Genomic DNA, 23888 nt, shown 5'->3' with positions numbered 1-23888 from the left:
GATGCAGCAACATCCGAAATCATTGAAAAAAAGAGAAACGTACGACGTTATCTCCAATATCGTCATCGTCTTCTTTGCACTTTTAAACCTATTCCCGCTCTATTGGCTGTTCACAAGCTCGCTGAAGAACAGCTCCGACGTCATCAAGATGCCGCCGGATTGGTGGCCGAAGACTTTCACGTTCGACAATTACTATGAAGTGTTCCAGAACCAGCCTGCTCTTCGCTGGACGTTCAACAGCTTATTCGTTGCAGGAGTAACGACGGTGCTCGTCGTTATCGCGAGCTCGATGGCTGCCTATGCATTCTCGAAGCTGCGTTTCAAAGGGAGAACGGTTATCTTCATCGTCTTCGTCTCCAGCATGATGGTGCCGAAGGAAGTCATGATCGTGCCGCTGTTCCGTCTTACGCAGGAGCTTGGCCTTGTTAATAATCTGTTCGGCATGATCTGGCCGAACGTTGCAATCGCTTTCGGCGTGTTCCTGCTCAAGGGCTTCTTCGACAGTGCGCCGGACGCGCTGCGTGAAGCGGCGAGAATCGACGGCGCTGGCGAAGTACGGACGTTCGTGCAGGTACTTCTGCCAATCGTGAAGCCAGGCATCGGTGCGCTGTTTATTCTGAACTTCGTTCAAGTCTGGAACGATTACCTGTGGCAGCTCGTCGTTGGGCAAGAGAAGAACAGTAAGACGCTGATGGTCGGCGTAGCGACGCTGATGCAGGATTTAAATCCGAACTTTGCTTACAAAATGGCGGGTGCGACCGTCGCGGCGATTCCGATGCTGATCATATTCGTTCTGTTCCAGCAGTATTTCACCCGCGGCATCTCGATCGGCGCCGTGAAGGAATAACGAAGAGGGCGGGATGAACGATGAGACGGTATATCGCAATCGACATCGGCGGAACCGCAATCAAATTCGCCGTCCTTGATGATGAGGCGGCAATCGTGTTCCATCATTCGGTCGCGACGCCCAAAGGGCAGGTCGATATCCGCATCCCGGAGGCGGTATACGGCATTATCGACCGATTGAGGTTCTTATTCGAAGGAGTCGCAGGGGTCGGCATTAGTACAGCTGGTGTCGTCGATCCGGCAAGCGGAGAAATTGTGTATGCAGGAGAGACGATGCCGAACTATGCGGGAACGAACCTGAAGCATCTCATCGAGAGCCGTTACGGCATACCCACCGTTGTCACGAACGACGTGAATGCGGCTGCGCTTGGCGAGCGTTGGAAGGGAGCCGCGCAGAACTGCGATCATTTCTTCTGCGTCGCAATTGGTACCGGAATTGGCGGCGCGCTGTTCAGCGGCGGCAGGCTCGTAACCGGGCACAGCAGCCGAGCAGGCGAGATTGGCCATACCTTGTACGATAAGGCGACTGACACGACGTATGAGCAGCGGGCGTCCATGTCGGCGCTGATGAAGCAGGCAGCCCATGAGCTGCCGAATTTCGTCGGCGGCGGCCGCGAGCTGTTCGAGCAGGCACGCGCAGGCGACGAAGCGTGCCTCGGCTTGATTGAGCGCTGGGCGGAGCAGATCGCCAGAGGGCTGGCTGAGGTCGTCTTGATGATCGACCCGGCGCTTATTGTTATCGGCGGAGCCGTATCGGAGCAGAGGGAGTTTTTGCTCGACCGTATACAAGCACATATGAATGATTATTTGCCGGAAGGCTTTTCGAAGACGAGGCTGACCGCGGCGGAGCTAGGCAATCGTGCCGCTCTTATGGGTGCAGTATATCCTTACTATAATGAACAATCGGAGAGTGAACATCATGACAACAGGAATTGTAGCTAAATTTCAAGGTATCTATATCGCACTGTATTCCGCTTACGATGACAATGGAGAGGTAAGCCGTGAGCGTGCGAAGAAGCTGGCTCGCTATTACGCATCAACCGGCGTGAAAGGTCTGTATGTCGGCGGCAGTTCAGGCGAAGGCATCCTGCAAAGCGTAGAAGAGCGTAAGGCAATGCTTGAAGCGGTAATGGAAGAGGTTAAAGGCGAGCTGACGATCATCGTTCACGTCGGAGCCAATTCGACTCGCGACAGCGTGGAGCTGTCTAAGCATGCCGAGCAATGCGGCGCGGATGCCATTTCGGCTGTACCGTCCATCTACTACCGATTATCTGAGGCGGCTGTCGAGAACCATTGGCAGGAGATGATCAACAGCTCGTCGCTGCCATTTATCATCTATAACATTCCGCAGACGACAGGCTTTAACTTGCCGGTGCCGCTGCTTCGCAAGCTCGCTGCTCAAGATAAAGTGGTCGGGGTCAAAATGTCCGGCGAAAGCACGTTCGACCTGCAGCAGTATAAAGAAGCCGGCGGCGACGATTTTCTCGTGTTCAACGGACCGGACGAGCAGTTTCTCGCGGGCCGAATCATGGGTGCTGACGGCGGCATCGGCGGCACGTACGGCGTAATGCCGGAGCTGTTCTGCGCGCTCAATCAATTGTTCCTGCAAGGGCGTATCCAGGAGGCGCAGTCGCTTCAGAATGTTATCAACGGCATCATTAAGAAGCTGATCGGCTATCCGTCCCTGTACGGCGCTTGCAAGGCGATTCTGCAATTGCGCGGTATCGAGACAGGACAGCCGCGCCTGCCGTTGCTGCCAGTTCGTCCCGAGCATCAAGATTCGCTTATTGAGCTGAACCAGGAGATCACTGCAGCGATTGCTCGGTACGCGCATGTGGGTGAACGCCATGCTTAAGCAGATCGCAGGCGGGCTAGTCGTATCGTGTCAGGCGCTCCCGCATGAACCGCTGCACAGCCCCTTTATTATGTCCAAGCTGGCGCTCGCGGCGATGTGGGGCGGCGCCGTGGGCATTCGTGCCAATACGAGAGAAGATATTCTCGCGATTAAGCGGGAAGTCAGCTTGCCGGTTATCGGCATCGTCAAGCGCGATTACGAGGACAGTGAAGTGTTCATTACGGCGACGAAGCGGGAAATCAACGAGCTGCTGGCAAGCGATTGCGAGATGATCGCTCTCGATGCGACGAACCGTCGGCGTCCGGGCGGTATCACAACAGCTGAGCTCGTTCAATATTGCCGGGAGCAGGCTCCTGAGGTTCAGCTGATGGCGGATATTTCGACGGTGGAGGAAGCGGTCACCGCTCAGGCGCTCGGCTTCGACTGCGTATCGACGACGCTTCACGGCTATACGCCGTACACCTCTGCTTCGAAGCTCTATGACGACGATTTCGCCTTTCTGAAGGCGGTCGTTCATCAAGTTTCAATCCCGGTCATCGCCGAAGGCAACGTACTAACGCCGGAGATGCTGAAGCGCTGCCTGGAGCTCGGCGCGACATCCGCAGTCGTCGGCGGAGCCATTACACGTCCAATGGAAATAACGAAACGTTTCATAGCGGCGATCAAATAGCGCTGGATGTACACAATGGGGCTGTTCAATCAGCCCCTATTTTTCTACCTTTTATTTATGCCGAGCAAAGTCGCACGTGTTGAATTGCCACGCGGGCCCATTCCTGCGTTAATTGCAGTAATTTAGCCATTTGCGAAAGAGTAGTTGAGGAAAGCCTGCACACTCTGCATATATTTCGCGTGAATAACTCGTTTGTAGCGAAGTCGTGCACCTGTATACGTAACTTGGTTCGCTTACTTTTGAGGCCATATTCCCTTGAAAGGGTTTTCAAATTTTGTTATTATTTAAACTACAATTCCAATCTCATTCCTCTAACGTTAAGAAGCAATGAGCAATTTGCCGCTAGATTACAGATGAACTCAACTCTACAGCTCTACTCAACTCTACTCAACTCTACTCAACTCAACTCAAATCGCAAGACTGCCTCAGATTCACAACTCATCCTTCGTTTAGACTCACACGATTGATTGACCTGTAAGTTTCACCTGTCCAATACCGCTTGATCGCTTTGCAGATTTCATGCTGCGAATTTGGCGCTCTCTATTCGAATCATAGATTCGGGATTCCTGCCCTTTTACTGCTTTAATTTTGGAAAAAATTTATACAAATGTTTAAATATTTAAACAATGTATAGGATTAGTGACATTGCCTATCAAACAACAAGATGATACAATTTTTACAATTTGTATATTTAATATAAATAGATGGGGGCGAGTGATATACGATTTGCTAGATACCTATATGGCGACATCAGCGGCCCGCCGACCATTAAGGGGACAAGAGGCGAATGACGGAAATTCGTCTGTCGGATAACGGACAAGAGCAGGCGATTGGCCAGGGAGCCGATTGCTACGGTGATCATTGGGATCATCTGCTCGATGAGCTTAGCCGGCTGAAGCTGCTTATCCGGATCGAAATCGAACGGATGGCGATTCGGGAGGAGCTGCAGGATGAGATTACCCGGACGTATCCGGGACTCGCACTCACGCGTGAGGAAATGCTCCGGCTGTTAGATGAAGGCTCGAATTCGTCGGAGATGAGAGTGATTCATGAACAAATTCGGTTGTTCGACATGGAAGAGAAGCTGCGCGAGCTGAGCGAGGCTGTTAAGCGGCGGGTGCAGGCAAGCGAGGAACAAGGCGTTCTGCTGCCGCTTCGCCGATTGGCGCAATGGTTCGGACTGACCGATTACGAATACGACTGCTTGGTGCTGGCAATAGCGCCTCAGGTGGATGCCAAATACGGCAAGCTGTTGGGCTATTTGCAGGACGATGCAACAAGTCAGCGTCCGACCGTCGCCTTAGCGCTTCGTCTGTTCCAGCCGGATGGAATGACAGCCGAGAGAAGGCTGCGATACTGGCTTCCCGGTTCGACGCTTCGGGCGCAGCAGCTCGTTGAGCTTCAGGCTCGTCCGATTGACGCGCATGCTCAATCGCTGGCAATGTCGGTTATTAAACTGGATGCAGGAGCTGCACAGTTCGTTATGGAGCCGGAGCGCCTCGATGCAAGGGTAGCTGACATCGCGGAATGGAGAGCTCCATTGCCAGCTGTGGCCTCCGCTCTTCAAGTTCAGCTGAATACAAGCTGCCTAGTCGACCCAGCATCAGAACCGCTTGTGAACCGGCTGGCTGCGGTATTCTCTGCAGCGTCAGCATCAGCAGTTAAGCTTTCGGCTTACTTAATTTATGGTCCTGCTGGGTCCGGCAAGTCGTCGCTCGCCGCTGCTGCGTGCGCGAAGGCTCATGTTCCTCTGCTCATCGCTGATTTGGACCTGCTGCCGGAGCATCATGACGCACGGGCTGCTGCGCTGAGGCTGGTATGCCGTGAAGCGGGCTTACGCAGAGCGGCGCTGGTGCTGAAGGGAGCGGAGCGGTTGAACGAAGGAGACAAGCCGGGACCGGTGCTTCTTTGGCGTATGCTGCAAGAGTACGGTGACCGAGCATCGCTCCCGCTGATTCTGCTAGGCTCTGACCGATTCGTCCCGACAGGAGGAGGCTTTCGCATGCCGATCGTTGAGCTTGAGCTTCCGCTGCCTTCCGTTCGGGAACGTGCTGCCCGATGGATGCGGCATGTGGAGCAGTCGGCTGTACGGGTGGACAAGGCGATCGATTGGCTTGCTATCGCGGAGCAATACCGACTGACGGCGGGTGCTATCGCTGAAGCATGGCAGCTGGCGGAATCGCTATCGCGTTGGCGCGCAAGCGGTGCCGACCAATCAGCCGGAGGACCGATGATTACGGCTGAAGACGTCCGCGATGCTTGCCGCCGCCAGAAGCAGCATCGGCTTGGCGATATCGCCACTCGCATCGTGCCGCAGTGCAAGGTGGAGCAGCTCGTCCTGCCGATCGATCAGATGCGCCGAATTCGCCAGATTATTAGCCAATACGAGCAGCGGCATCGCGTGCTGACAGAATGGAATTTCCACGGCAAGCTGTCCCGCGGCAAAGGAACGAACATTCTATTCGCCGGGCCTCCCGGTACGGGCAAGACGATGGCGGCGGAAGCGATCGCAGGCGAGCTTGGTCTAGATCTGTATCGAATCGACCTGTCCCAAGTTATTAGCAAATATATCGGGGAAACCGAGAAAAATTTGCGCCGTCTGTTCTACGAGGCCGAGAACAGCAATGCCGTTCTGCTGTTCGACGAAGCCGACGCGCTGTTCGGCAAACGGTCTGAGGTGAAGGACTCTCACGACCGTCATGCCAACACAGAGGTTGCTTATTTGCTTCAGAAGATGGAGGAATATGAGGGACTGTCCATTCTCGCCACGAATCTGCAGCACAACATGGATGAGGCGTTCGCACGCCGGATGGCGTATCGGATCGAATTTGCAATGCCGGAGGAGGAGCATCGATATCGCCTATGGACATCGATGTTTCCGGAGGAGGCTCCGAAGGGTGCGGATATCGATTATAGCTTCCTAGCCCGCAATATTCGGTTGTCCGGCGGCAATATCAAGAATGCAGCGCTGACGGCCGCCTATTTGGCAGCGGAGGACGGGGAGGCGATCGGTATGCGGCATCTGATTCGTGCGGTTCGGCAGGAGTTCGATAAGCTTGGCAAGCTGTGTCTGCGCGAGGATTTTGGACCTTATTACGATTGGATATGACCACTTAAAGGAGTGTATCCCATTGGCAACGGATACCGTAATTGCCGACGTCGGCGATTCCTTGCTCCGGCTGCTGCGGGAAGGGATGAGCGATTTGGTGCAGCCAAGCTCAATCGTACTGCTCTCCCCTGCTGACGTCGAAGGGCAGAACGTTAGCCTGACGCTGTTCTTGTATTACATAGCGGAGAATCCGCATCTCAAGAACGATCCGATGGCCTATTCCGGCTCTTCGGAGAAGCCGGCGCTTGCACTCGACCTGTATTATATGCTGACGGCGTATACATCGGTGCAGGATATCGGACAAAAGTCGCTGGAGGAGCAGCGCGTGCTCGGACGAGCGATGCGGCTGCTCCATGACAACAGTTTATTGTACGGTTCACGGCTGCAAGGCTCGCTCCGCGGGACGGATGAAGTGCTGCGCGTAACGATGAACCCGCTGGCTTTGACGGAGTTAACCTCTATCTGGCATGCGATACCGAAGCAGCATTATCGCCCATCGGTCGGCTATGTCGTGTCGCCCGTCATCCTTCGCTCTGATGCGGAGACGGAAGGGGCGCGCGTACACACGAGCTCGTTGCTCGTCGGACAGAGGGAGGGGCCGTTATGAGCGGAATGATGAAGCCGTCGTTCGCAGGACAGCCTGAGCTGCTGAGGACGGTTGTATCCGCTGCTGTACGCCCGTATGATACGCTGTCGCCGAGTGGCTCACTCATCGGCGACGTGACGGTACGGCTGGTGGCTGTGGAGAAGCCGCCAATCCGGAATCGGAGCGGCTGGTACGTGTATACCGGCTTGATGAGCGGGGTGTACACGGTGCAGGTAGAGTCTCAGCACTACATTAGCGTAGAGCAGACGTTGACAGTGCCTCTGTCTACTGATGCGCTGCCCGTTACGGTTGACGTGCCGCTTCTTCCGAAGCCTAGCTATCCTTTTGCGAGCCACGTAACGTTGATTCGTGCAATCGTGCGGCTGCCGTCCGATCGGGCGGTAGAAGGCGCAGATGTAAGGGCAGAGCTGTTCGAGCCGGACAGCAGTTATACTGCTGCACTGGCTTCTGCGGCTGAACCGGACACGACGAGGATCAAGCTTGCTGGCATCGGGCTTGACGGGCTGCAGTCCGGTTCCGTGCTGCTGCTGAAGAATACCCAGTCCAGTCGACTGGAGTACGTTCGTCTAGCATCGCCCATTCCGGCCAACGCCGCTGCGGAAGGCTATCCGCTCACTGCACCGATCCGTTATCCACATCCAGCGGGCACTGCCGTCTATGCCGTTAAGCTATTAAATCAATACGAGGTTCGTACTGATCTTCGCGGCGAGATCGCGATCCCATTCCTTCGGCTGCCGCTTAGCCGAGGCTTTGTCGCCTTAACGGTATCGAAGGACGGATATTCAACCATTAATCGGGATATTCAGTGCGAGGAAGGCCGGACGGCATCACTCGGCGTTCTGACACTGTTGTCTATATAGCAACCGTTAATTTATTCATGTCGAGGAGGAAATGACCATGCCGGAATATTTGTCCCCAGGCGTATATGTGGAAGAAATTGAAATCGGCAGCAAGCCCGTTGAAGGGGTATCGACGAGTACCGCGGGATTTTTGGGTGAGACGGAGCGGGGGCCGACGACGCCGGAGCTCGTAACGAGCTGGCTGGACTATCAGCGGAAGTTCGGCAGCTACAGCGACACGTCCTATTTGCCATATGCTGTTCAAGGTTTTTTCGATAATGGCGGCCAGCGCGCCTATATTGCCAGAGTCGTGAGCAAGGCGGCGAGCACCGCTAAGCTGACGCTCAAGAAAGGCGGCAACGATGCGCTCTTGGTCGAAGCGATCGGTGCAGGCTCATGGGGCGAGCGAGTAGCGGTTAAAGTCGGTAAAGGCACGGCGGCCGACACGTTCAAAATTTCAGTCTACTATTGGCGCAAGCTTCCCAAAACAGCCTATGACCCGGAGACGGATACGAAGACGCTGCCGCGTCCAGCTGCTGCCGAGCAATACGATAATGTATCGATCTAATCGGACTCCCCGGATTATTATGCGAAGAAGGTTAATGGCAGCTCCAGTCTGATCCGCCTATCTGCTGTGCCGGACCAAGCGGTGCTTCTGCCGGATGCGAGCGTGATTACTTATTTGGATGGCGGAGCCGACTATGGCACGGAGGAAGATGATGAGCAGAAGCTCGTTCTGTCGGATTTCATCCGTGATGATATCGACCAGCCAGGTCAACGCCGAGGCTTGACGGCGCTGGATGCAATCGACGATATTTCACTTCTCTATTCCCCGAATGCATTGGCGGTTAACGGACTCGCGGTGGCTCTCATCAGCCATGCTGAGAAGCTGAAGGACCGGTTCGTCGTTCTAGATTCGGAGCGGCAGAAGAAGGTTAGCGAGCTGAATCCGCGCGATACGATCGAGGATACAAAATATGCGGCGTTCTATTATCCTTGGGTGAAGGTTGTGAACCCGGATACCGGCATGCAGCAGGTCGTGCCGCCAGGCGGTCATGTGCTAGGTCTATATGCCCGCACCGATGTTGAGCGCGGCGTACATAAAGCGCCGGCCAACGATACGCTTCGCGGCGTCGTCGATCTGGAGTTCCAGATTACGAAGGGCGAGCAGGATCTGTTGAACCCGAAGGGCGTTAACGTCATTCGTGCATTTCCTGGCCGCGGTATTCGCGTATGGGGAGCCAGAACGCTGTCCAGCGATCCGCTGTGGAAGTATGTCAATGTCCGTCGTCTGTTCATCTACCTGGAGGAATCGATTTATAACGGCACGCAATGGGTCGTGTTCGAGCCGAATGACGACAAGCTGTGGGCGCGCGTAAGAAGAACGGTTAACGAGTTTTTGACGCGGATCTGGCGCGATGGTGCGCTGGTAGGCTCCAAAGCGGAGGAAGCGTTCTTCGTGAAGGTCGACCGTTCCACGATGACGCAGGACGACATTAATAACGGCCGCTTAATCGTATTAATTGGCGTAGCGCCTGTTCGTCCGGCCGAATTCGTCATCTTCCGAATCGCACAGCTGTCCGGCAGTGCTGATTCTCAATAATTTATGAACTCATTCATTATTCGTTAGGGGGAAGCAAGCGATGGCAACGGGTCAAAGAAGGGATCCTTACCGCAATTTCCGGTTCCGGGTTGAAATCGACGGCTTGCAGCAGGCAGGCTTTACGGATGTGTCTGGCTTTGATTCTACGGTTGATGTTGTCGAATATCGCGAGGGGAACGAGCCGACGACGATGCGTAAGCTAAGCGGCTTGACGAAGTACGGGAACATCAGCCTGAAGTGGGGCATTACCGATTCAATGGAGATTTATAACTGGTATAACGAAGTGACAAAGGGTAACGTACAGCGCAAAAATATTTCGATCGTACTCGTCGATGAGACGGGCAGCGACAAATCGCGCTGGAACTTTATTAATGCTTGGCCGACGAAATACGATGCGCCTGACTTCAGCGCGAAGAGCAGTGAGGTCGGCATTGAGTCGCTTGAAATTGCGCATGAGGGTATGGTTCGCGAAAGCTAGAACGGTCATGGATCACTCGATGGCGGCAGGGACCTGAGCCAAGATAGACTGCATTCTAACGGAAGCAGCATTCTAGGCGCTGGTCCCGGCTGCGGGTATTTATTCGAACGCACAGATTATGAACCTATATATTAATCGAGAGGATGAAATCATCATGGCTTTTGAGACGGAGTTTGAATTTGTGCTTCCGAAAGGGTACGTCGATCGGCAAGGGACGCTGCACCGGCATGGCATCATGAGACTGTCGACGGCTGCGGATGAGATTTTACCGTTGAAGGACCCGCGTGTTCAGCAGAACCCAGCTTATTTGACCATTATTTTATTATCACGCGTTATTACGAAGCTCGGCGATCTCCAGGTTATTAATCCGGCTGTGATCGAAGGGCTGTTCTCGTCTGATCTGGCTTATCTACAGGCTTTTTATAAACGGATCAACGAGGATGGCGGCGCATCTATTGAGGCGGAATGTCCGAAATGTGAGCATCACTTTCACTTGGAGATTGCTGCTGCGGGGGAGTATTAAGCGGCTACCCGATCGATCGTCTCTATGAAGAGGTCGCTTTTATTGCGTATTACTTCCATTGGAGTCACGACGACATTATGGGGATGGATCATCGGGAGCGGCGGCGCTGGTGCGATGAAATATCGCGGATACACCAGAAGACAAGCAAGGAGCCGAAAAATATTTTTGCAACATAAGCGGTGCAGGAGGGGCGGTACATGCCGACAGGAGCAAGGAGGGACCCGCTTGTCGGGTTCCGGTTTCTGATCGAGCTCGACGGGGTAATCGCCGGCGGGTTCAGTGAAGTGCATGGAATCGAAGCGGAGATCGAGATGGAGGAGTACCGGGAGGGCGGCGTTAATACGTACATCCATCGGCTTCCCCGAATAACGCGGCAATCGAATTTAATATTAAAGCGCGGCATTACCGATTCGGATGAGCTCTACCTTTGGTTCAAGGCTGCTTCGGAGGGCTGGCTGCCCAAGCGGCGCGAAGGCTCGATTATTTTGCTGGATGCGGACGGCAACGAGGCGTGGCGTTGGAATTTCGCCGGCGCATATCCGGTGAAGTGGTCGGGTCCAGAGCTGAGGGCGGACAGCAGCGGGGTTGCGATCGAATCGATCGAGCTCGTACACCAGGGCTTGACGGTAGACGGGATATGACAGCGCGGCTGAAGCTCGTATCCGATCCGAGCTTCGCTGCGGGGCTGATGGCGAAGCATACGGGAGAAGTGAGTCGACCCGCGGTGATGGCCGCATTAATCTATTGGATGGGTCCGGAAGAGCAGGCGCCCGCCGAGCGCATCGTGGAGCGGTGGACGGAGCGGACGCTGATCGTCAGGGAGACGGCTGTGAGCTTCCGCTCTGCGTCCGCACGGATGGAAGAGGCGGGTGCGGCGCGGAGGAGCATGAATACGCCGCTGTATCTCTTGATAGCCGAAGCTGATCGAATACCGGATGGAATGAGGATAGACCGGGCATGGCTGGAAGGAGCCGTCCCGCCGTCCCGATCCGATTTCGGCCGCAGAACGCTTCAGCCTACGAGCCCCGGTCTTGCTCCTCTGTTCGTTAGGGAGATACGGAACGTGGGGATAACGTTACGGGCTGGTCAGCTGCGGAGCCTATTATCTCCGGTTGCAAATGTTCTTTTGCAGCATGCACGGTTGGAGCCGTCCGGCGTTGGAACTGCAGAGCCAGCAGCTGTTCAACTGCCAGCGGAGGCAGGTCGGCGACTGCAGTTCCGCGAAAGCGCGAAGGGCGTAATGCCAGCCCGCAGTCAGGGGGCCGGGCGGTTATGGGGGCGCGATGTTAGACGGGACGAGCGAGCTCGAGTTCGTGAGGAGAACGCGGCTGCTGCTGTAAACCAGCCAGCGAGCGGGTTTGGACGTTCGCCAGCTGTTCTACAAGTCGATCAACCGATTCTGTTGTCCAAGTCATCCGTGCAGGCTCGGATCATTGCATCTGCTCTGCCGACGAGAGCGGTGTTGAACAAAGATGCCCTTACTCGCGTCAAGGCGATAGCGGATCTAGATGTATTCGAACGCCTGGTGCATCAGGATGCTCGCGGGGGGTTCGGCTGGATTCAAGAGCGGCCGGTCCGGACAAGCATGGACGAAGCATCTATTCACGGAATTGGTGGTAATGAGCGCTGGACGAGCAGCAGCGGGATGAACGAGAATCGCGTGACCTTCAATCGTGCACAAATGCAGGCTGCATTAGTACCAAGTATGGAGCGGGATCGTAATGAACGACTAATGCAGTCCAACCAGTTGATTAGGGATGAAGTAACATTACGTTTCGTGCGTGCTCAACCGATTCCAATCCCGCTTGTTGCTGAGGACGATGCTGCAAGCCCCTTCCATAGTTTAACAAAAGCAAGCCTAATAGCGCTGTCAGACCGGCAAGTGGATCGTTCGCGAGGGTGGCTGCCCACTCAACGAAGCTTACTACTGCTGACCGTGCTACCTAACGCGCAGTCTGTCTTGCAGACAGCCTTGCCGCTAACGGCTGGCATGCAGCAGGCCACGCTGCGGCTATCGCAGACGGCTGGCATACAGCAGCCTTCGCTGCGGCTATCGCAGACGGCTGGCATACAGCAGCCTTCGCTGCGGCTATCGCCAACGGCTGGCATGCAGCAGGCCACACTGCGGCCATCGCAGACGGCAGGCATACAGCAGGCCACGCTGCGGCTATCGCAGACGGCAGGCATACAGCAGGCCACGCTGCGGCTATCGCCAACGGCTGACATACAGCAGCCTTCGCTCCCGCTGCATGACGCCGCGTTGCGGCTTGCTGACATTCCGGCCGCGCCGCGAGCTGCTTCAGTGGAACGCAGCCGGTCCGCATCACAGCTGCTTCCGGCATTAATGACCGTTGGACCGGCAATGCAGACAGCACTACCGTCCGCAGCGTCTATAACGCCGCAGCGTCTCCCTGCCGCTCCACATACGACGCTGATGTCGGCAGAGCTGCGGCATCCGTCGGCGGGTGAAAGCGAAGCGCCAAGCCGCAGCGTGGAAGCGCCGCAGGAGAGCAGGCCGCCAAGCGGAGGCGGAGCGCTGTCAGGCGTGCAGGCAGGGCGGCCGCATCACAATGGCGCTCATCCGCCAGCACCTCTCGCCAGCGTTGGTGCGGCGATGACGGATGCCGAGCTGAAGCGGCTGACGGAGCAAGTCTATCGGCTGCTGGAGCGGAAGCTTCGCATCGCGAAGGAACGGCGAGGGCTGTAGCCTCGATAAGGAGGCACACCCGGTTATTTAGATGATTAAAGGAGAAGAGTGCGCGCATGGCATTGGAGAAGGCGATGATACAGCCGCTTGATTACGATGGCAACAAGAAAGGCGAAGCCGTGACGGTGTTGTTTAACCCAGCGGAGTATTCGATCGACAAGAGCAATCAACTGCAAAGCACGGTCATACCCGGCCTGCCGGCGCCTGTCACCCAATTTATCGGCGGCGGCGGTCAGACGCTGACGATGGACCTCTTCTTCGATACATATGAGCGAGGCGTCGACGTCCGGCAGTATACGAGTCAAGTAACAGGGCTGCTCGACATTCATCCAGATCTGCATGCGCCTCCGGTATGCATGGTGATTTGGGGCAAGCTGCAGTTCAAGGCTGTTCTTGAACGGGCCTCGCAGCGGTTTACGATGTTTCTCGATTCCGGCATTCCCGTCCGGGCGACGCTCAGCGTCACGTTCCGGGAATACCGGACGATGACGGAGCAGCAGCAGCAGACGACGAATCAGGCGGATCAGACGAAGAAGGTGACGGTTAAACGCGGGGATACATTGTGGGCAATCTCGGCACGGGAATACGGTGATCCCGGCCGGTGGCGGAGCATCGCCCGTGCGAACGGCATTGCGGACCCGAGAAAGCTGCCGGTTGGCACAACGTTAATCATTCCTCCTGTGGAGGCTTAAGATGGAGTTCGCGGAACTGGAGAAGAAATATTTCAATTTCTACGCGCCGAGGTTCGAAATTGCTCTCGAAGGCGAGGATTTGCTGCGCAAAGGGCTGGTTATTGCCGGCATTAGCGTCGAGCATTCACTGACGGAAGCGGGATATTTCTCGTTCACGGTCGAGGACGTATTCGATCCGGTACGTCAGGATTTGCGAAGTGTAACCGACTTATTCTCGTTCGGCAGCAAAATCGAAATTAAGCTCGGTTACGCCAAAGAGATGAAGCGGATGCTTGTCGGCGTCATTACGTCGGTCTCGGTCGATTTTGCCGAATCGGGCTCTCCTCATTTGACCGTCAGCGGTTATGATGCCACCTACGCGATGATGAAAGGGAACAAGGCTAGATCGTGGGACGACATCAAGCACAGCGACATTGCTTCTGCTATTGCGGGCGATTACAGCCTGCAGGCGGACTGCGAGGATACGCCGGTCACCTATCTGAAGCTGGCGAAGCAGGAAGGGGAGAGTGACTATCAATTTCTCAAAAAGCTGGCCGAACAAAACTATTACGATTTTTTTGTCTCCGGCGACAAGCTCGTTTTTAAGAAGCCTGCGATGAAAGCCGATCCGTTCGTCAAGCTGGAATGGCGCAAGTCGCTGCTCAGCTTTCGGCCCGAAGTTAATCTCACTGGTCAAGTGACCGAGGTCGAGGTGCGGGGCTGGGACTTGAAGGAGAAGAAGGAGATTGTCGGCAAGGCGCAAGCGGGCGACGAATGGGCGGCTGATACGAGCAAAGGCCGCAAAAGCGGCGGTGACTACATGAAGCAGGTGTTCGGGGGCAAAGTGGTGCAGACCGTCCGTCGTCCGGTAAGCTCCCAAGCTGAGGCAGACCAGATCGCCAAGGCGATTCTGAACAAGCAGGCGGAAGGTCTCGTAACCGGAAGCGCGGAGTCAATCGGCATCCCTGATCTGCTGCCGGGTATGCGCATCGAGCTGGCAGGTCTCGGAGCGATGTTCAGCAAGGCGTATTACATCGAGGAAACGAGCCACAGCATCGATACGTCCGGCTACCGGACTACCTTTAAGGTGAAGGGGAACACGATATGAGTATGAATCTTGAAGGCATTCTCGAGCCGAGCCAGGACAGGTCGCGCATTCAAGGAGTCATGGTCGGGATCGTGACGAACAATCAGGACCCTGATGGATTGGCGCGCGTAAAGCTCACGTTCCCGTGGCGCGGCGCAACGGATGAAAGCAATTGGGCGAGAGTGGCGGTGCCGGGCGGCGGCAAGGAGCGGGGCATTTATTTCCTGCCAGAGGTCGGCGATGAGGTGCTCGTCGCGTTCGAGAACGGTGACCTTAACCATCCATACGTGCTTGGCTCGTTATGGAACGGCAAGGATGCGCCGCCAAGCAGCAACGATGATGGCAGCAACAATAAGCGTGTCATCAAGTCGCGAAGCGGCCACGAGATCGTACTCGATGATACGGACGGGAAGGAGAATATTACGATTAAGAGCAAGGATGGCCAGACGATCACGCTCATCGATGGCTCTGGAGGGCCTAAGCTCGAATTCATGGACTCTAGCGGCAATTCCATCGTCATCGATGGAGCCGGCAGCGAAATTGCGGTCAAAAGCAGTCAGAAGGTAACTATTCAATCGAGCATGGTCCAGATTGAAGCGGATGCGTCGATGACGCTCAAATCGGGAGGCACGCTCAAAATTCAAGGCGCGGTAGTTCAGATTAATTAAGAGTAACGCAATCATTCAGACAGTGGACGAAAGGAAGGAAGCCTTATGCCCCCTGCTGCAAGAGTGGGAGACGCTACGAGCCACGGCACGCCGCTTGGCCCGGGACCGGGCAGCTCGAATGTGCTGATTGGCGGCAAACCGGCTTGGCGCGCGGGCTCCGATTTTCATGCTTGCGCGCTCGCGACACCAAATCCTCACGTCGGAGGTGTTGTTGCTGCGGGAAGCGCGACCGTATTCATTAACGGGCTGCCCGCCGTTCGAATGGGCGACAGTATTACGGAAGCTGGCGGACCGAACGCTATCGTCATGGGCGAGCCGACGGTGCTGATCGGATAGCGGCAGTGCTGCATGGCTTCCACAATGATCGCAAATGAGCGCAAGGTGGCGATAGCTATGACAAATTCTTTTTTAGGTACAGGCTGGAAGTTTCCAGTATCGCTTGATCCAGCATCAGGAGCGTTCGCACTGTCTTCGGACGAAGAGGACATTCAGGAAGCGATCCGCATTATTTTGTTCACGGCCAAGGGCGAGCGCGTCATGCGTCCTGACTTCGGCTGCGGCATTCATGACTTTATATTTGAGACGATGAGCGTATCGGTCATCGGTCAGATGGAGGCGAGCGTCCGGGATGCGCTCATACGGTGGGAGCCGCGGATTGATGCAATCGCGGTCGAGGTGACGCCGGACCGGGGGACGGTTGGCAAGCTGATGATTAACATTCGGTACCGGGTCCGGTCGACGAATAATGAATACAATCTGGTCTATCCGTTTTACTTGCGAGAAGGATAGCCGCTAGGAAGGTGAGACGATGCGCGCCCCGCTAATCGACGGAAGGGACGTTGGACGGATTATAGAGCAGCTGCTGGAGCTGGCGCCCTATTATGTGCCGGAATGGAATGCGCATAATGAACGCGATCCTGCTGCGGCTGTCATCCGCATATTCGCTGGCCAGTATGTAGATACGCTGGAGCGTCTGAATCGGGTACCGGACAAAAATTTACTGACGTTTCTTAGCATGCTGGGCGTCTCGCTGCTTCCGGCAACACAGGCGAAGGCGCCAGTCACGTTCCGGCTCAGCTCTGGCGTGAAGGATACCGTGCTTATTCCCGCCAAGACGCAAGTGGCGGCTCCGGCATCGGACGGCGGCAAGCCGATTATCTTCGAGACGAGAAAGCCGATGCTGGCCACGCCGGCTAGGATAACTGAGCTGTTGTGCGTAACGGCCGGAGCGGATGCGATCTACGCCGCTCCCCCCGCAATGACGGAGCAGCCGGTTTCGCCGCTGTGGGCGGTAATCGTATCGCCAGCTGCACAAGGTGATAGCGTGCTAATGCTCGACAATACGAAGGGGCTGCAGCCCGGCGATCTGCTGCTGGTCGGCGGAGCCGAGTATGTCCAGGTGCTGCGTGCGAAGGACTATACGGTCACGCTGACATCGTCTCTTCAAGCTGATTATACCGCCGGCACGGAAGTGAGCCGCGTTACGGTATTTAAACTGTTCGATGGTCTGAACAAGCAGGAGCATTATATCTATTTGGCTCATGAAGACCTGCTTCGCTGCGGCTCTGGCTCCGCGCTGCGAATGATACGGAGCAAAAGTGAAGAAGGAGGGGCTGCTGAAGTACAGGGGGATATCCGCATCCGTTGGCAGTACTGGGACGGTGCTTGGATTGACCTGCAGCATACGGACGACGGTTTGCGGGCGAAGCCGGGAACGAAGCTCGGCAGGACGGAAGTGAATGGCCGCCTCGGTCGCTGGCTTCGCGGCTCTGTTTCGCAGATACAGCCAGCCTCGTTGTCCTCGCCGAAGCTGGCAGCAGCGGCCGGATACTTGGATGGAGCGTGGCGAATCGCTGTTCAAGGAGACGAGGTCTCGCCGGATTTGATGTTCAGCAACAACAATCCGGTCGAAGAGGGCGAAGCCTTCTACTTGTTCGGAGCGAGTCCGCGGACGGGAGATATGCTGTATATTTCGAGCATGGATGCCCTGTCTAAAAAGAACGGGACCTTTACATTATCATTCGTCCTAGAAGAAGAGGAGCGGGAAGGGGCGGGCGCCTCGGCTTCGGTTCACGATATCGTCACCCGTGAAGTGTCCTGGGAGTATTGGAACGGAGGCGGTTGGCTGCGCTTAGAACGTATTGGAAGCGAATATGACAGCAACTCCAGGCGGTTCCGGCTGACATTCCGTAATGCCGATGACGCTGCGCCGACCGCTGTACAAGGCCAAGAGAGCTTCTGGATTCGGTGCAGGCTTTACGCGCTTCCTTCGGAGAACAAGCTGGAGGTTACCGGCAAGCTGCTGCTTATTCGGGATGTGACCATTAGCTTCGCAGCGGAGGCGACGCCAGAGCAGGCGCTGGAATACCGGAGCCTTCGTTACCGTGAAGCAGATCGCGGTGGCTGGCTGGAATCAGCCGATGCTTTGGACGACAAGCAGGCGATGTACATCGGTTTCGACCGAGCGCCGCTGCGTGGGCCGATCAGCATCTATTTGTCGCTCGTTGACCAAGTGTACGATCCTGACCTCCATCCAATCGTGGAATGGCAGTATTACTCGGAGAAGCGCGGCGGCTCCGGCTGGGCGAAGCTGGATGCTGTCGACGGCACGTATCATTTGACGCGCAGCGGCTGCTTGGAATTCGTTGGTCTGCCCGATTGGAAGGAATCCGAGCTGTTCGGCCAATCCCGGTACTGGCTGCGCGCCGTCGACACGCTTGGCGTATTCCGAACGGCGGGGTCAGCGGAGAAGGGGGCGGCCCCGGCTCCTATCGTGCAAGGGATTTACCGCAACACGACGGTTGTCGACCAGGCGGAGAGCTTCCATGATGAGATCATCGGCTCTTCCCGTGGAACGCCGGGAGCTGTCTTCGCGGTATCGAAGTCGCCGGTTATAGAGGAAGAGCTATATGTTGACGAGCTATCGTCAATTTCGGACCGTGAGCGGCAGCTGCTGCTAGATACGGGAACGGTCATCGTTGAAGAGAAGGACGACAAGGGTAACGTCATCAGGCTGTGGGTCCGCTGGTCGGCGAAGGATACGCTGACGGAGGCGGGTGCAGACGAGCGCTGCTACACGATCGACCGAACGACAGGCCAGATCCGGTTCGGCGACGGTATTCATGGGAAGGTGCCCCCGATCGGAACGAACAACGTAAAGCTGAGCTACCGAAGCGGCGGCGGCGTAAGAGGCAATGTAGAGGCCGGAGCGATCGCGATGCTGAAATCATCCATCGCCTACGTGGACGGCGTTGTCAATCCGGAGGCTGCTTGCGGCGGCTACGATACAGAAGATATCGCGGCGGCCCAACAACGCGGTCCGCTTATGATCCGTCACCGGTTCCGGGCGGTGACGGCAGCCGATTACGAGAACCTTGTTTTCGAAGCGTCCCGAGGCATCGCTCGAGTGAAATGCTTGCCGAACGTGAACGAGCAAGGACAATCGCAGACCGGCCATATTTCACTGCTCATCGTCCCGCAGTCTTCTGAGCGGCTGCCGCAGCCAAGCGCTGCACTTAAGCAGACGGTCGCAGACTATATTCGGAAGCATGCGGCGAACGTTGTTGCGGCACAGTCTCATATTCATATTCGCGGTCCGGCTTATGCGGAAGTATCGGTGCACACCGTACTGGTGACATCCGGAATTGAAGCGGTGCCGGAGGCGGAGAGGGAGTCGCTTAGCCGATTGAAGGCATTCCTTCATCCACTGTCGGGGGGACCAGACGGAACTGGATGGGAATTCGGACGGATACCGGCGCTGTCCGACCTCTACGTCCTGCTCGGAAGTGTTCCGGGCCTTGAATATGTAGACAGGCTCGAGATGACGATACGCGATGCGGAAGGACAGGAAACGATCATCAATCCGTCTCAGCAGACAACGGCCGCATTATCGCAGCATTTGCTTATTTATAGCGGGATGCATCAGGTCGTTGTTCGAACGCTGAGCCGATGAGCTGATGAATGACAGCTTGCCAGCCGCCTGGAGTAGTGGATTTTAACTGATTGTCTATCAATACGAAGAGGTGTCCGCCATGCTTCCTATTCCGAATCTGGACGATAAGACGTTTGCGCAGCTTATCGAGGATGCCAAGAAGCAAATTCCCCGTTATGCGCCGGAATGGACCGATTATAACGTCCACGATCCCGGCATTATGATGCTGGAGCTGCTCGCTTGGCTGGCCGAAGGACAGCGCTATTATCTCGATCAAGTCCGAGACGATCATATTCGCAAATATTTGAAGCTGCTCGGTACAAGTCCGGCCCCGTCCAAGCCTGCAAGAGTGGAGGTTACGTTCGTATGGAAGGCGGATAAGGAGGCGGCGAACGCTGCTTCAGGTGCAATGGCCGGCCAAGAGGCGGTTGATACGGATGCACTTGCTGGCGAGGCCGGCTCAGTAAGGGTACAGGAGGAGAGCGCTCTAGAGAATGATTCTCTGGATCAAGGGAGGCAGTATGCGACGCAGCTGCTCGTCCCTCAAGGAACGCCGCTCTTAGCGGGCGATATTCGCTTCGTGACGGAGCACGATTTATATGTGACATCCGCTTCCCTCGTCCGTATCGTAACGTTAACCGGCTCGGCGATCATCGATCAGACGGAGTCGGCAGGTCATGAAGGACTAAGCTTCAAGGCGTTCGGCGACAAGGCGGAGGCCGGCAGCTGCTTGTATCTCGGATTCGATCAGCTAATTCAGCCCGGTACGCCGATACCGGTTACGTTTCGTTTATTCGATGATTATCCGGTGTCTATTGCAGAGCCGGCCGAAGGCGAGCTGTTCGAGGCAGCGCCGTCGGCTCAGCTGGAGTGGGAGTATCTTCATGCTGACGAAGGCTGGTCGAGGCTTGAAGTACTGAGCGATGAAACGGGAATGCTGATGCGAACTGGCCGGATTATATTTGCGGCGCCGCAGAATGCAGGCGTGAAGAGGCTGTTTCAGACAGTGCCCGGCGATAACTGCTGGTTCCGCTGTACCGTTAAGACGGAAGGCTACGAGCTGGCGCCGCGCATCGACAGCATTATGCTGCACACGATTTCGGCCGTTCAGCTCGAATATGTGGAGAACGATTATATAGGCCGATCGAACGGTCTGAGCAACCAGTCAATCGAAGTATACAACGGCGGCGGCATCGTGCTTGAACCTCCGATGAGAGCAGAAGTGTTCGAGCAAGGCACGGATCGCTTATATGGCTGGTCCGGCTGGTCAGAATGGACTCGCCGGGACGATTTGGATGCTTCAGGGCCTGACGATTCCCATTTTGTATTTGATCCCAGCCTCGGTACGGTTCGTTTCGGTGACGGATTATATGGCAAAGTGCCTCCGGCATCAGTAGATCAGAACAATATCCGTCTTTCTTATTATCGAACGATGGGCAGGCAAGGTAACGTAAGCGCGGGCTCGATTACCCGCTTTGCCGATCGTGACGGCGAGCTTGCGGATAAGCTGAGCGTCATGCAGCTTGCGCCAGCAGGCGGAGGAGCAGACGCCGAAACGATTGAGGATGCTCTCGCGCGAGCAGTGAAGGAGCTGCGGCGCCTGACGCGCGCCGTAACGGACGAGGATTACGAGCAATTGGCGTGCAGGACGCCGGGACTTCGCGTTGCGCGGGCAAAGGCGATGTCCGGCGGCGAGAATGCGGTTACGGTCGTCGTCGTGCCTTACAGCGATAGGCCGAATCCGCGTCCAAGCGCCGGTTTTCTCGACACGGTGTCCCGCTACTTGAACCGGCACCGGCTGCTGACGACTCGCGTCAACGTTATCGCGCCGAAATACGTCAAGGTACAGGTAAGCGCACTTGTGACAATCAATAGCGGCCATGACGGGGATGTGGTGGCGCAAGCGGTCTCGACGGAGCTTACCCGCTATCTTCATCCGTTGGAGGGAGGGCCGCAAGGTACGGGATGGCCGTTCGGCCGAACCGTATATTTATCGGAGCTGTACGCGCTAATCGACAAGGTGAACGGCGTCGACAGTGTACAGCGCCTGCAGCTGTTCAATACGGAAGGGGGCGGACGTATAGACAGCCAAGATAATTTCGTCATGGACAGCAATGCGCTAGTGTATTCTGGCGAGCATAGGATCGAGATCGAAATGCAGCTGTTCAGCCGCCCGTTCCAGGAAGGAGTCGGTTATGTCCGTGCTTGACCGCACCGAGTTTCACTATCATATTATCCGGTCGAAGCAGCGCTGGAGCGAAGGGCTGCTTCATCAGCTCGTATGGGATGACGGTGAGAGCGGTATCCGGATTCAATCTGCGAATGATTATGCGACGGAGCTGACCATTGCTTCCGCTTCGCTTCTGCCTCCCGGAGGCATCGTCACAGATGTGGCGGAAGGGCCGCACGGGATGCTGCTTTTAATGGATGAGACGTCCCGCACGGTATATGCCTACAATCCCCTTACTAATCGGCTGGATAAACCAGAAGGTATGCTTTACCTGCAGGATACCGGAACGAAGCTGTCACGTAGTCCAGGACTGGTACATGTGCTGGAGAGGACAGGGGAGGGCGGCGTACGGCTGTGTGCTTATGCGGAGGCAACGGGCCAGCTGGTCTGGACAGCGGATGATCCTTCACCGTTCTCCGCGTCCGGGCCCCCGGCAAGCTGGTCGCCGGTCGATATTTCTTCTGCTGACAATGGCTTTAGTTACGTATCGCAGGCCCAAGGAGCGCCAATCGCCGTATTCGATCCCGGCGGTCGATTCGTTCGCTGGATTGGCGCGATGGAGGAGGATGGCGCGTCCAGCCTGAGGCTGACGTCCGCCGTGTCCGACAAGGGCAAGCTTTACGTATTGGACACGGAAGCAAAGTCGCTTACCTGCTACTCTCCTCAAGGGGAATGGAGCTGGAGCGTACCGCTGCTCGGCAATACGAACCCGATATCGATTGCCGTCGACGATTCGGATGTCATCTATGTTGGGGAACAGGCTCCCTCGGCAGGTCTGCAGATGCCGATGATCCATCAGTACCATGGCGATTCCGGGGGGCTGATCGGTCCGCTGACGACGTATCGCGGCCCGGCGGATCGTATTGTGTTCAGCCGCAGCAATTTGTACGTATTTGATCGGGAAGCGCAGACCGTAACACTGCTGCTTCGTCAACCGGCATTGTACCGCGACAGCGGATCTCCGATCTCGAAGGGTGAATACGTCTCGCGAAGCTTCGACAGCACAGAAGCAGCGATCCGGTGGCATAAGCTCGCGCTTGACCGCGACATTCCCGACAACACTCTCGTTCGGCTATCGTATCTTGTCTCCGATACCCGCGATTTTGTAATCGATCAGAAGCGTTGGAATCTTGATGAATATATTGCGGACCCGGCTATACGAGCTTCGGATAAAGCGGCTGCCCTGTCGAGCCTTCCGTGGTCAGAGCCGACTGTTAGCCCGCGGGATATGCTCATTAGGGCAGAGCCGGGCCGTTATTTGTGGGTACGGATGCAGCTGTTCGGAAGCGATAAGGAGACGCCTGTCATACGAGGCTTGCGGGTCGATTTTCCTCGACTATCTTATCTGCGATATATGCCGGCCGTGTATCAGGAAGATCCGGTGAGCCGGGATTTACTGGAGAGGTTTCTATCGCTTCTTGAGACGTTCATGACCGAGCTTGACGGGAAGATCGCGGCTTCTCAGAGGTGGCTCGATGTCGATGCGGCCTCCGGCGAGTATTTGCGCTGGCTGGCCGGTTGGATCGGCATCGCTGCGGACCCGGGATGGCCGGAGCATAAGCTGTGCAGCTTGATTAAGGGAATGCCGGACATTCACCGCAGGCGCGGAACGAAGGAAGGCTTGGAAAGCATCGTTCAGCTGTACACGGGGCAGCTTCCCATCATCCTCGAAAATTATAAGCTGCAAGATATCGTCGATCCAGAGGCGAAACAGGCTTACGTCGAGCTGTTCGGCGATGATCCTTACCGGTTCAGCGTGCTGCTGATGCCGGAGCAGCTGTCCAGCTTGAGCGAGCTTGAGACCGTGAAGCGCATGATTGCAAGCAATCAGCCTGCTCATACCGTGGCGAATGTCACCTGGCTGCAGCCATGGATTTACCTGGGGGGCTATACCTTTATGGGGGTTAATACGGTGCTGACGCATCCGTCCTCCCGGTACGACGACGAATCGATTATGGACCGGGATACGATGCTGATGGACGAAACGCCGTTCGGTCAATTAGATGTTAGATCCGGACTTGGCGCCGATACGCGGCTTATATAATGAGCGATTCGATGATAGGA

Annotated in this window: 21 protein-coding genes; all 21 read left to right on the top strand. The window is 56.0% G+C overall.

Annotated elements, in window-relative coordinates:
- Position 1 precedes the first annotated feature (1 nt).
- The 21 genes from PXY01_RS10310 (at position 2) to PXY01_RS10215 (ending at position 23868) form a co-directional block, all read left to right on the top strand.
- Positions 2-847 carry a carbohydrate ABC transporter permease gene (locus PXY01_RS10310; protein WP_127569763.1) on the top strand — a complete coding sequence of 282 codons (846 nt, stop codon included), beginning with the start codon at positions 2-4 and terminating at the stop codon, positions 845-847.
- Between the two features lie 20 nt (positions 848-867).
- A complete protein-coding gene (locus tag PXY01_RS10305) occupies positions 868-1788 on the top strand; it encodes an ROK family protein (RefSeq protein WP_127569762.1) in 921 nt (306 codons plus the stop codon).
- Positions 1766-2701, top strand: coding sequence for a dihydrodipicolinate synthase family protein (locus PXY01_RS10300; protein WP_127569761.1), 936 nt, complete (start codon positions 1766-1768; stop codon positions 2699-2701). The genes PXY01_RS10305 and PXY01_RS10300 overlap by 23 nt, the downstream gene beginning before the upstream one ends.
- Entirely contained in the window at positions 2694-3371 is a 678-nt protein-coding gene (locus PXY01_RS10295; protein ID WP_127569812.1) for an N-acetylmannosamine-6-phosphate 2-epimerase, read from the top strand. Before PXY01_RS10300 ends, PXY01_RS10295 begins: the two co-directional genes overlap by 8 nt.
- A gap of 787 nt (positions 3372-4158) precedes the next feature.
- Complete coding sequence (locus PXY01_RS10290) at positions 4159-6480, top strand: ATP-binding protein (RefSeq protein WP_127569760.1); 2322 nt, start codon at positions 4159-4161, stop codon at positions 6478-6480.
- A gap of 22 nt (positions 6481-6502) precedes the next feature.
- Positions 6503-7087 carry a Pvc16 family protein gene (locus tag PXY01_RS10285; RefSeq protein WP_127569759.1) on the top strand — a complete coding sequence of 195 codons (585 nt, stop codon included), beginning with the start codon at positions 6503-6505 and terminating at the stop codon, positions 7085-7087.
- Positions 7084-7947: a carboxypeptidase-like regulatory domain-containing protein gene (locus PXY01_RS10280; RefSeq protein WP_127569758.1), complete on the top strand. Its 864-nt coding sequence runs from the start codon at positions 7084-7086 to the stop codon at positions 7945-7947. Before PXY01_RS10285 ends, PXY01_RS10280 begins: the two co-directional genes overlap by 4 nt.
- A gap of 37 nt (positions 7948-7984) precedes the next feature.
- Positions 7985-8494, top strand: a complete 510-nt coding sequence (locus PXY01_RS22790; RefSeq protein ID WP_246027864.1) for a hypothetical protein — start codon at positions 7985-7987, stop codon at positions 8492-8494.
- A gap of 102 nt (positions 8495-8596) precedes the next feature.
- Positions 8597-9529, top strand: a complete 933-nt coding sequence (locus PXY01_RS22785; protein ID WP_246027863.1) for a phage tail sheath family protein — start codon at positions 8597-8599, stop codon at positions 9527-9529.
- Between the two features lie 40 nt (positions 9530-9569).
- Entirely contained in the window at positions 9570-10007 is a 438-nt protein-coding gene (locus tag PXY01_RS10270; protein ID WP_127569757.1) for a phage tail protein, read from the top strand.
- A 154-nt stretch (positions 10008-10161) separates the two neighbouring features.
- Complete coding sequence (locus PXY01_RS10265; RefSeq protein ID WP_127569756.1) at positions 10162-10530, top strand: phage tail assembly protein; 369 nt, start codon at positions 10162-10164, stop codon at positions 10528-10530.
- 11 nt (positions 10531-10541) lie between these two features.
- On the top strand, positions 10542-10706 hold the full coding sequence (locus PXY01_RS23145; protein ID WP_307719375.1) for a DUF6760 family protein: 165 nt from the start codon (positions 10542-10544) through the stop codon (positions 10704-10706).
- 21 nt (positions 10707-10727) lie between these two features.
- Positions 10728-11171, top strand: a complete 444-nt coding sequence (locus PXY01_RS10260; RefSeq protein WP_127569755.1) for a phage tail protein — start codon at positions 10728-10730, stop codon at positions 11169-11171.
- A 2122-nt stretch (positions 11172-13293) separates the two neighbouring features.
- Positions 13294-13929 (top strand): CIS tube protein, encoded by a 636-nt coding sequence (locus PXY01_RS10250; RefSeq protein WP_127569753.1) that lies wholly within the window; start codon positions 13294-13296, stop codon positions 13927-13929.
- A gap of 1 nt (position 13930) precedes the next feature.
- Entirely contained in the window at positions 13931-15016 is a 1086-nt protein-coding gene (locus PXY01_RS10245; RefSeq protein ID WP_127569752.1) for a phage late control D family protein, read from the top strand.
- Entirely contained in the window at positions 15013-15663 is a 651-nt protein-coding gene (locus tag PXY01_RS10240; protein ID WP_127569751.1) for a phage baseplate assembly protein V, read from the top strand. The genes PXY01_RS10245 and PXY01_RS10240 overlap by 4 nt, the downstream gene beginning before the upstream one ends.
- Before the next feature lie 45 nt (positions 15664-15708).
- Positions 15709-15999, top strand: a complete 291-nt coding sequence (locus tag PXY01_RS10235) for a PAAR domain-containing protein (protein ID WP_127569750.1) — start codon at positions 15709-15711, stop codon at positions 15997-15999.
- A gap of 57 nt (positions 16000-16056) precedes the next feature.
- Positions 16057-16452 carry a GPW/gp25 family protein gene (locus tag PXY01_RS10230; RefSeq protein WP_127569749.1) on the top strand — a complete coding sequence of 132 codons (396 nt, stop codon included), beginning with the start codon at positions 16057-16059 and terminating at the stop codon, positions 16450-16452.
- Positions 16453-16471: 19 nt separating this feature from the next.
- A complete protein-coding gene (locus tag PXY01_RS10225; RefSeq protein WP_127569748.1) occupies positions 16472-19615 on the top strand; it encodes a putative baseplate assembly protein in 3144 nt (1047 codons plus the stop codon).
- A 79-nt stretch (positions 19616-19694) separates the two neighbouring features.
- Positions 19695-21803, top strand: a complete 2109-nt coding sequence (locus PXY01_RS10220) for a putative baseplate assembly protein (RefSeq protein WP_127569747.1) — start codon at positions 19695-19697, stop codon at positions 21801-21803.
- A complete protein-coding gene (locus tag PXY01_RS10215) occupies positions 21790-23868 on the top strand; it encodes a phage tail protein (RefSeq protein WP_127569746.1) in 2079 nt (692 codons plus the stop codon). Before PXY01_RS10220 ends, PXY01_RS10215 begins: the two co-directional genes overlap by 14 nt.
- Positions 23869-23888: the final 20 nt, after the last annotated feature.

The organism is Paenibacillus xylaniclasticus (genome assembly GCF_004001065.1).
GTDB lineage: Bacteria > Bacillota > Bacilli > Paenibacillales > Paenibacillaceae > Paenibacillus_T > Paenibacillus_T xylaniclasticus.
The sequence above is the reverse complement of the archived record's forward strand: the minus strand, read 5'-3'. Positions and strand labels throughout refer to the sequence as shown.

Bases quoted from the DNA above. Each gene is read 5' to 3' on its own strand.
- PXY01_RS10260 (WP_127569755.1), top strand. From the start codon at position 10,728: ATGCCGACAGGAGCAAGGAGGGACCCGCTTGTCGGGTTCCGGTTTCTG.
- PXY01_RS10305 (WP_127569762.1), top strand. From the start codon at position 868: ATGAGACGGTATATCGCAATCGACATCGGCGGAACCGCAATCAAATTC.
- PXY01_RS10290 (WP_127569760.1), top strand. From the start codon at position 4,159: ATGACGGAAATTCGTCTGTCGGATAACGGACAAGAGCAGGCGATTGGC.
- PXY01_RS10230 (WP_127569749.1), top strand. From the start codon at position 16,057: ATGACAAATTCTTTTTTAGGTACAGGCTGGAAGTTTCCAGTATCGCTT.
- PXY01_RS10265 (WP_127569756.1), top strand. From the start codon at position 10,162: ATGGCTTTTGAGACGGAGTTTGAATTTGTGCTTCCGAAAGGGTACGTC.
- PXY01_RS10220 (WP_127569747.1), top strand. From the start codon at position 19,695: ATGCTTCCTATTCCGAATCTGGACGATAAGACGTTTGCGCAGCTTATC.
- PXY01_RS10240 (WP_127569751.1), top strand. From the start codon at position 15,013: ATGAGTATGAATCTTGAAGGCATTCTCGAGCCGAGCCAGGACAGGTCG.
- PXY01_RS10270 (WP_127569757.1), top strand. From the start codon at position 9,570: ATGGCAACGGGTCAAAGAAGGGATCCTTACCGCAATTTCCGGTTCCGG.
- PXY01_RS10245 (WP_127569752.1), top strand. From the start codon at position 13,931: ATGGAGTTCGCGGAACTGGAGAAGAAATATTTCAATTTCTACGCGCCG.
- PXY01_RS10225 (WP_127569748.1), top strand. From the start codon at position 16,472: ATGCGCGCCCCGCTAATCGACGGAAGGGACGTTGGACGGATTATAGAG.
- PXY01_RS10300 (WP_127569761.1), top strand. From the start codon at position 1,766: ATGACAACAGGAATTGTAGCTAAATTTCAAGGTATCTATATCGCACTG.
- PXY01_RS10235 (WP_127569750.1), top strand. From the start codon at position 15,709: ATGCCCCCTGCTGCAAGAGTGGGAGACGCTACGAGCCACGGCACGCCG.
- PXY01_RS22790 (WP_246027864.1), top strand. From the start codon at position 7,985: ATGCCGGAATATTTGTCCCCAGGCGTATATGTGGAAGAAATTGAAATC.
- PXY01_RS10215 (WP_127569746.1), top strand. From the start codon at position 21,790: ATGTCCGTGCTTGACCGCACCGAGTTTCACTATCATATTATCCGGTCG.
- PXY01_RS10250 (WP_127569753.1), top strand. From the start codon at position 13,294: ATGGCATTGGAGAAGGCGATGATACAGCCGCTTGATTACGATGGCAAC.
- PXY01_RS10280 (WP_127569758.1), top strand. From the start codon at position 7,084: ATGAGCGGAATGATGAAGCCGTCGTTCGCAGGACAGCCTGAGCTGCTG.
- PXY01_RS10295 (WP_127569812.1), top strand. From the start codon at position 2,694: ATGCTTAAGCAGATCGCAGGCGGGCTAGTCGTATCGTGTCAGGCGCTC.
- PXY01_RS10310 (WP_127569763.1), top strand. From the start codon at position 2: ATGCAGCAACATCCGAAATCATTGAAAAAAAGAGAAACGTACGACGTT.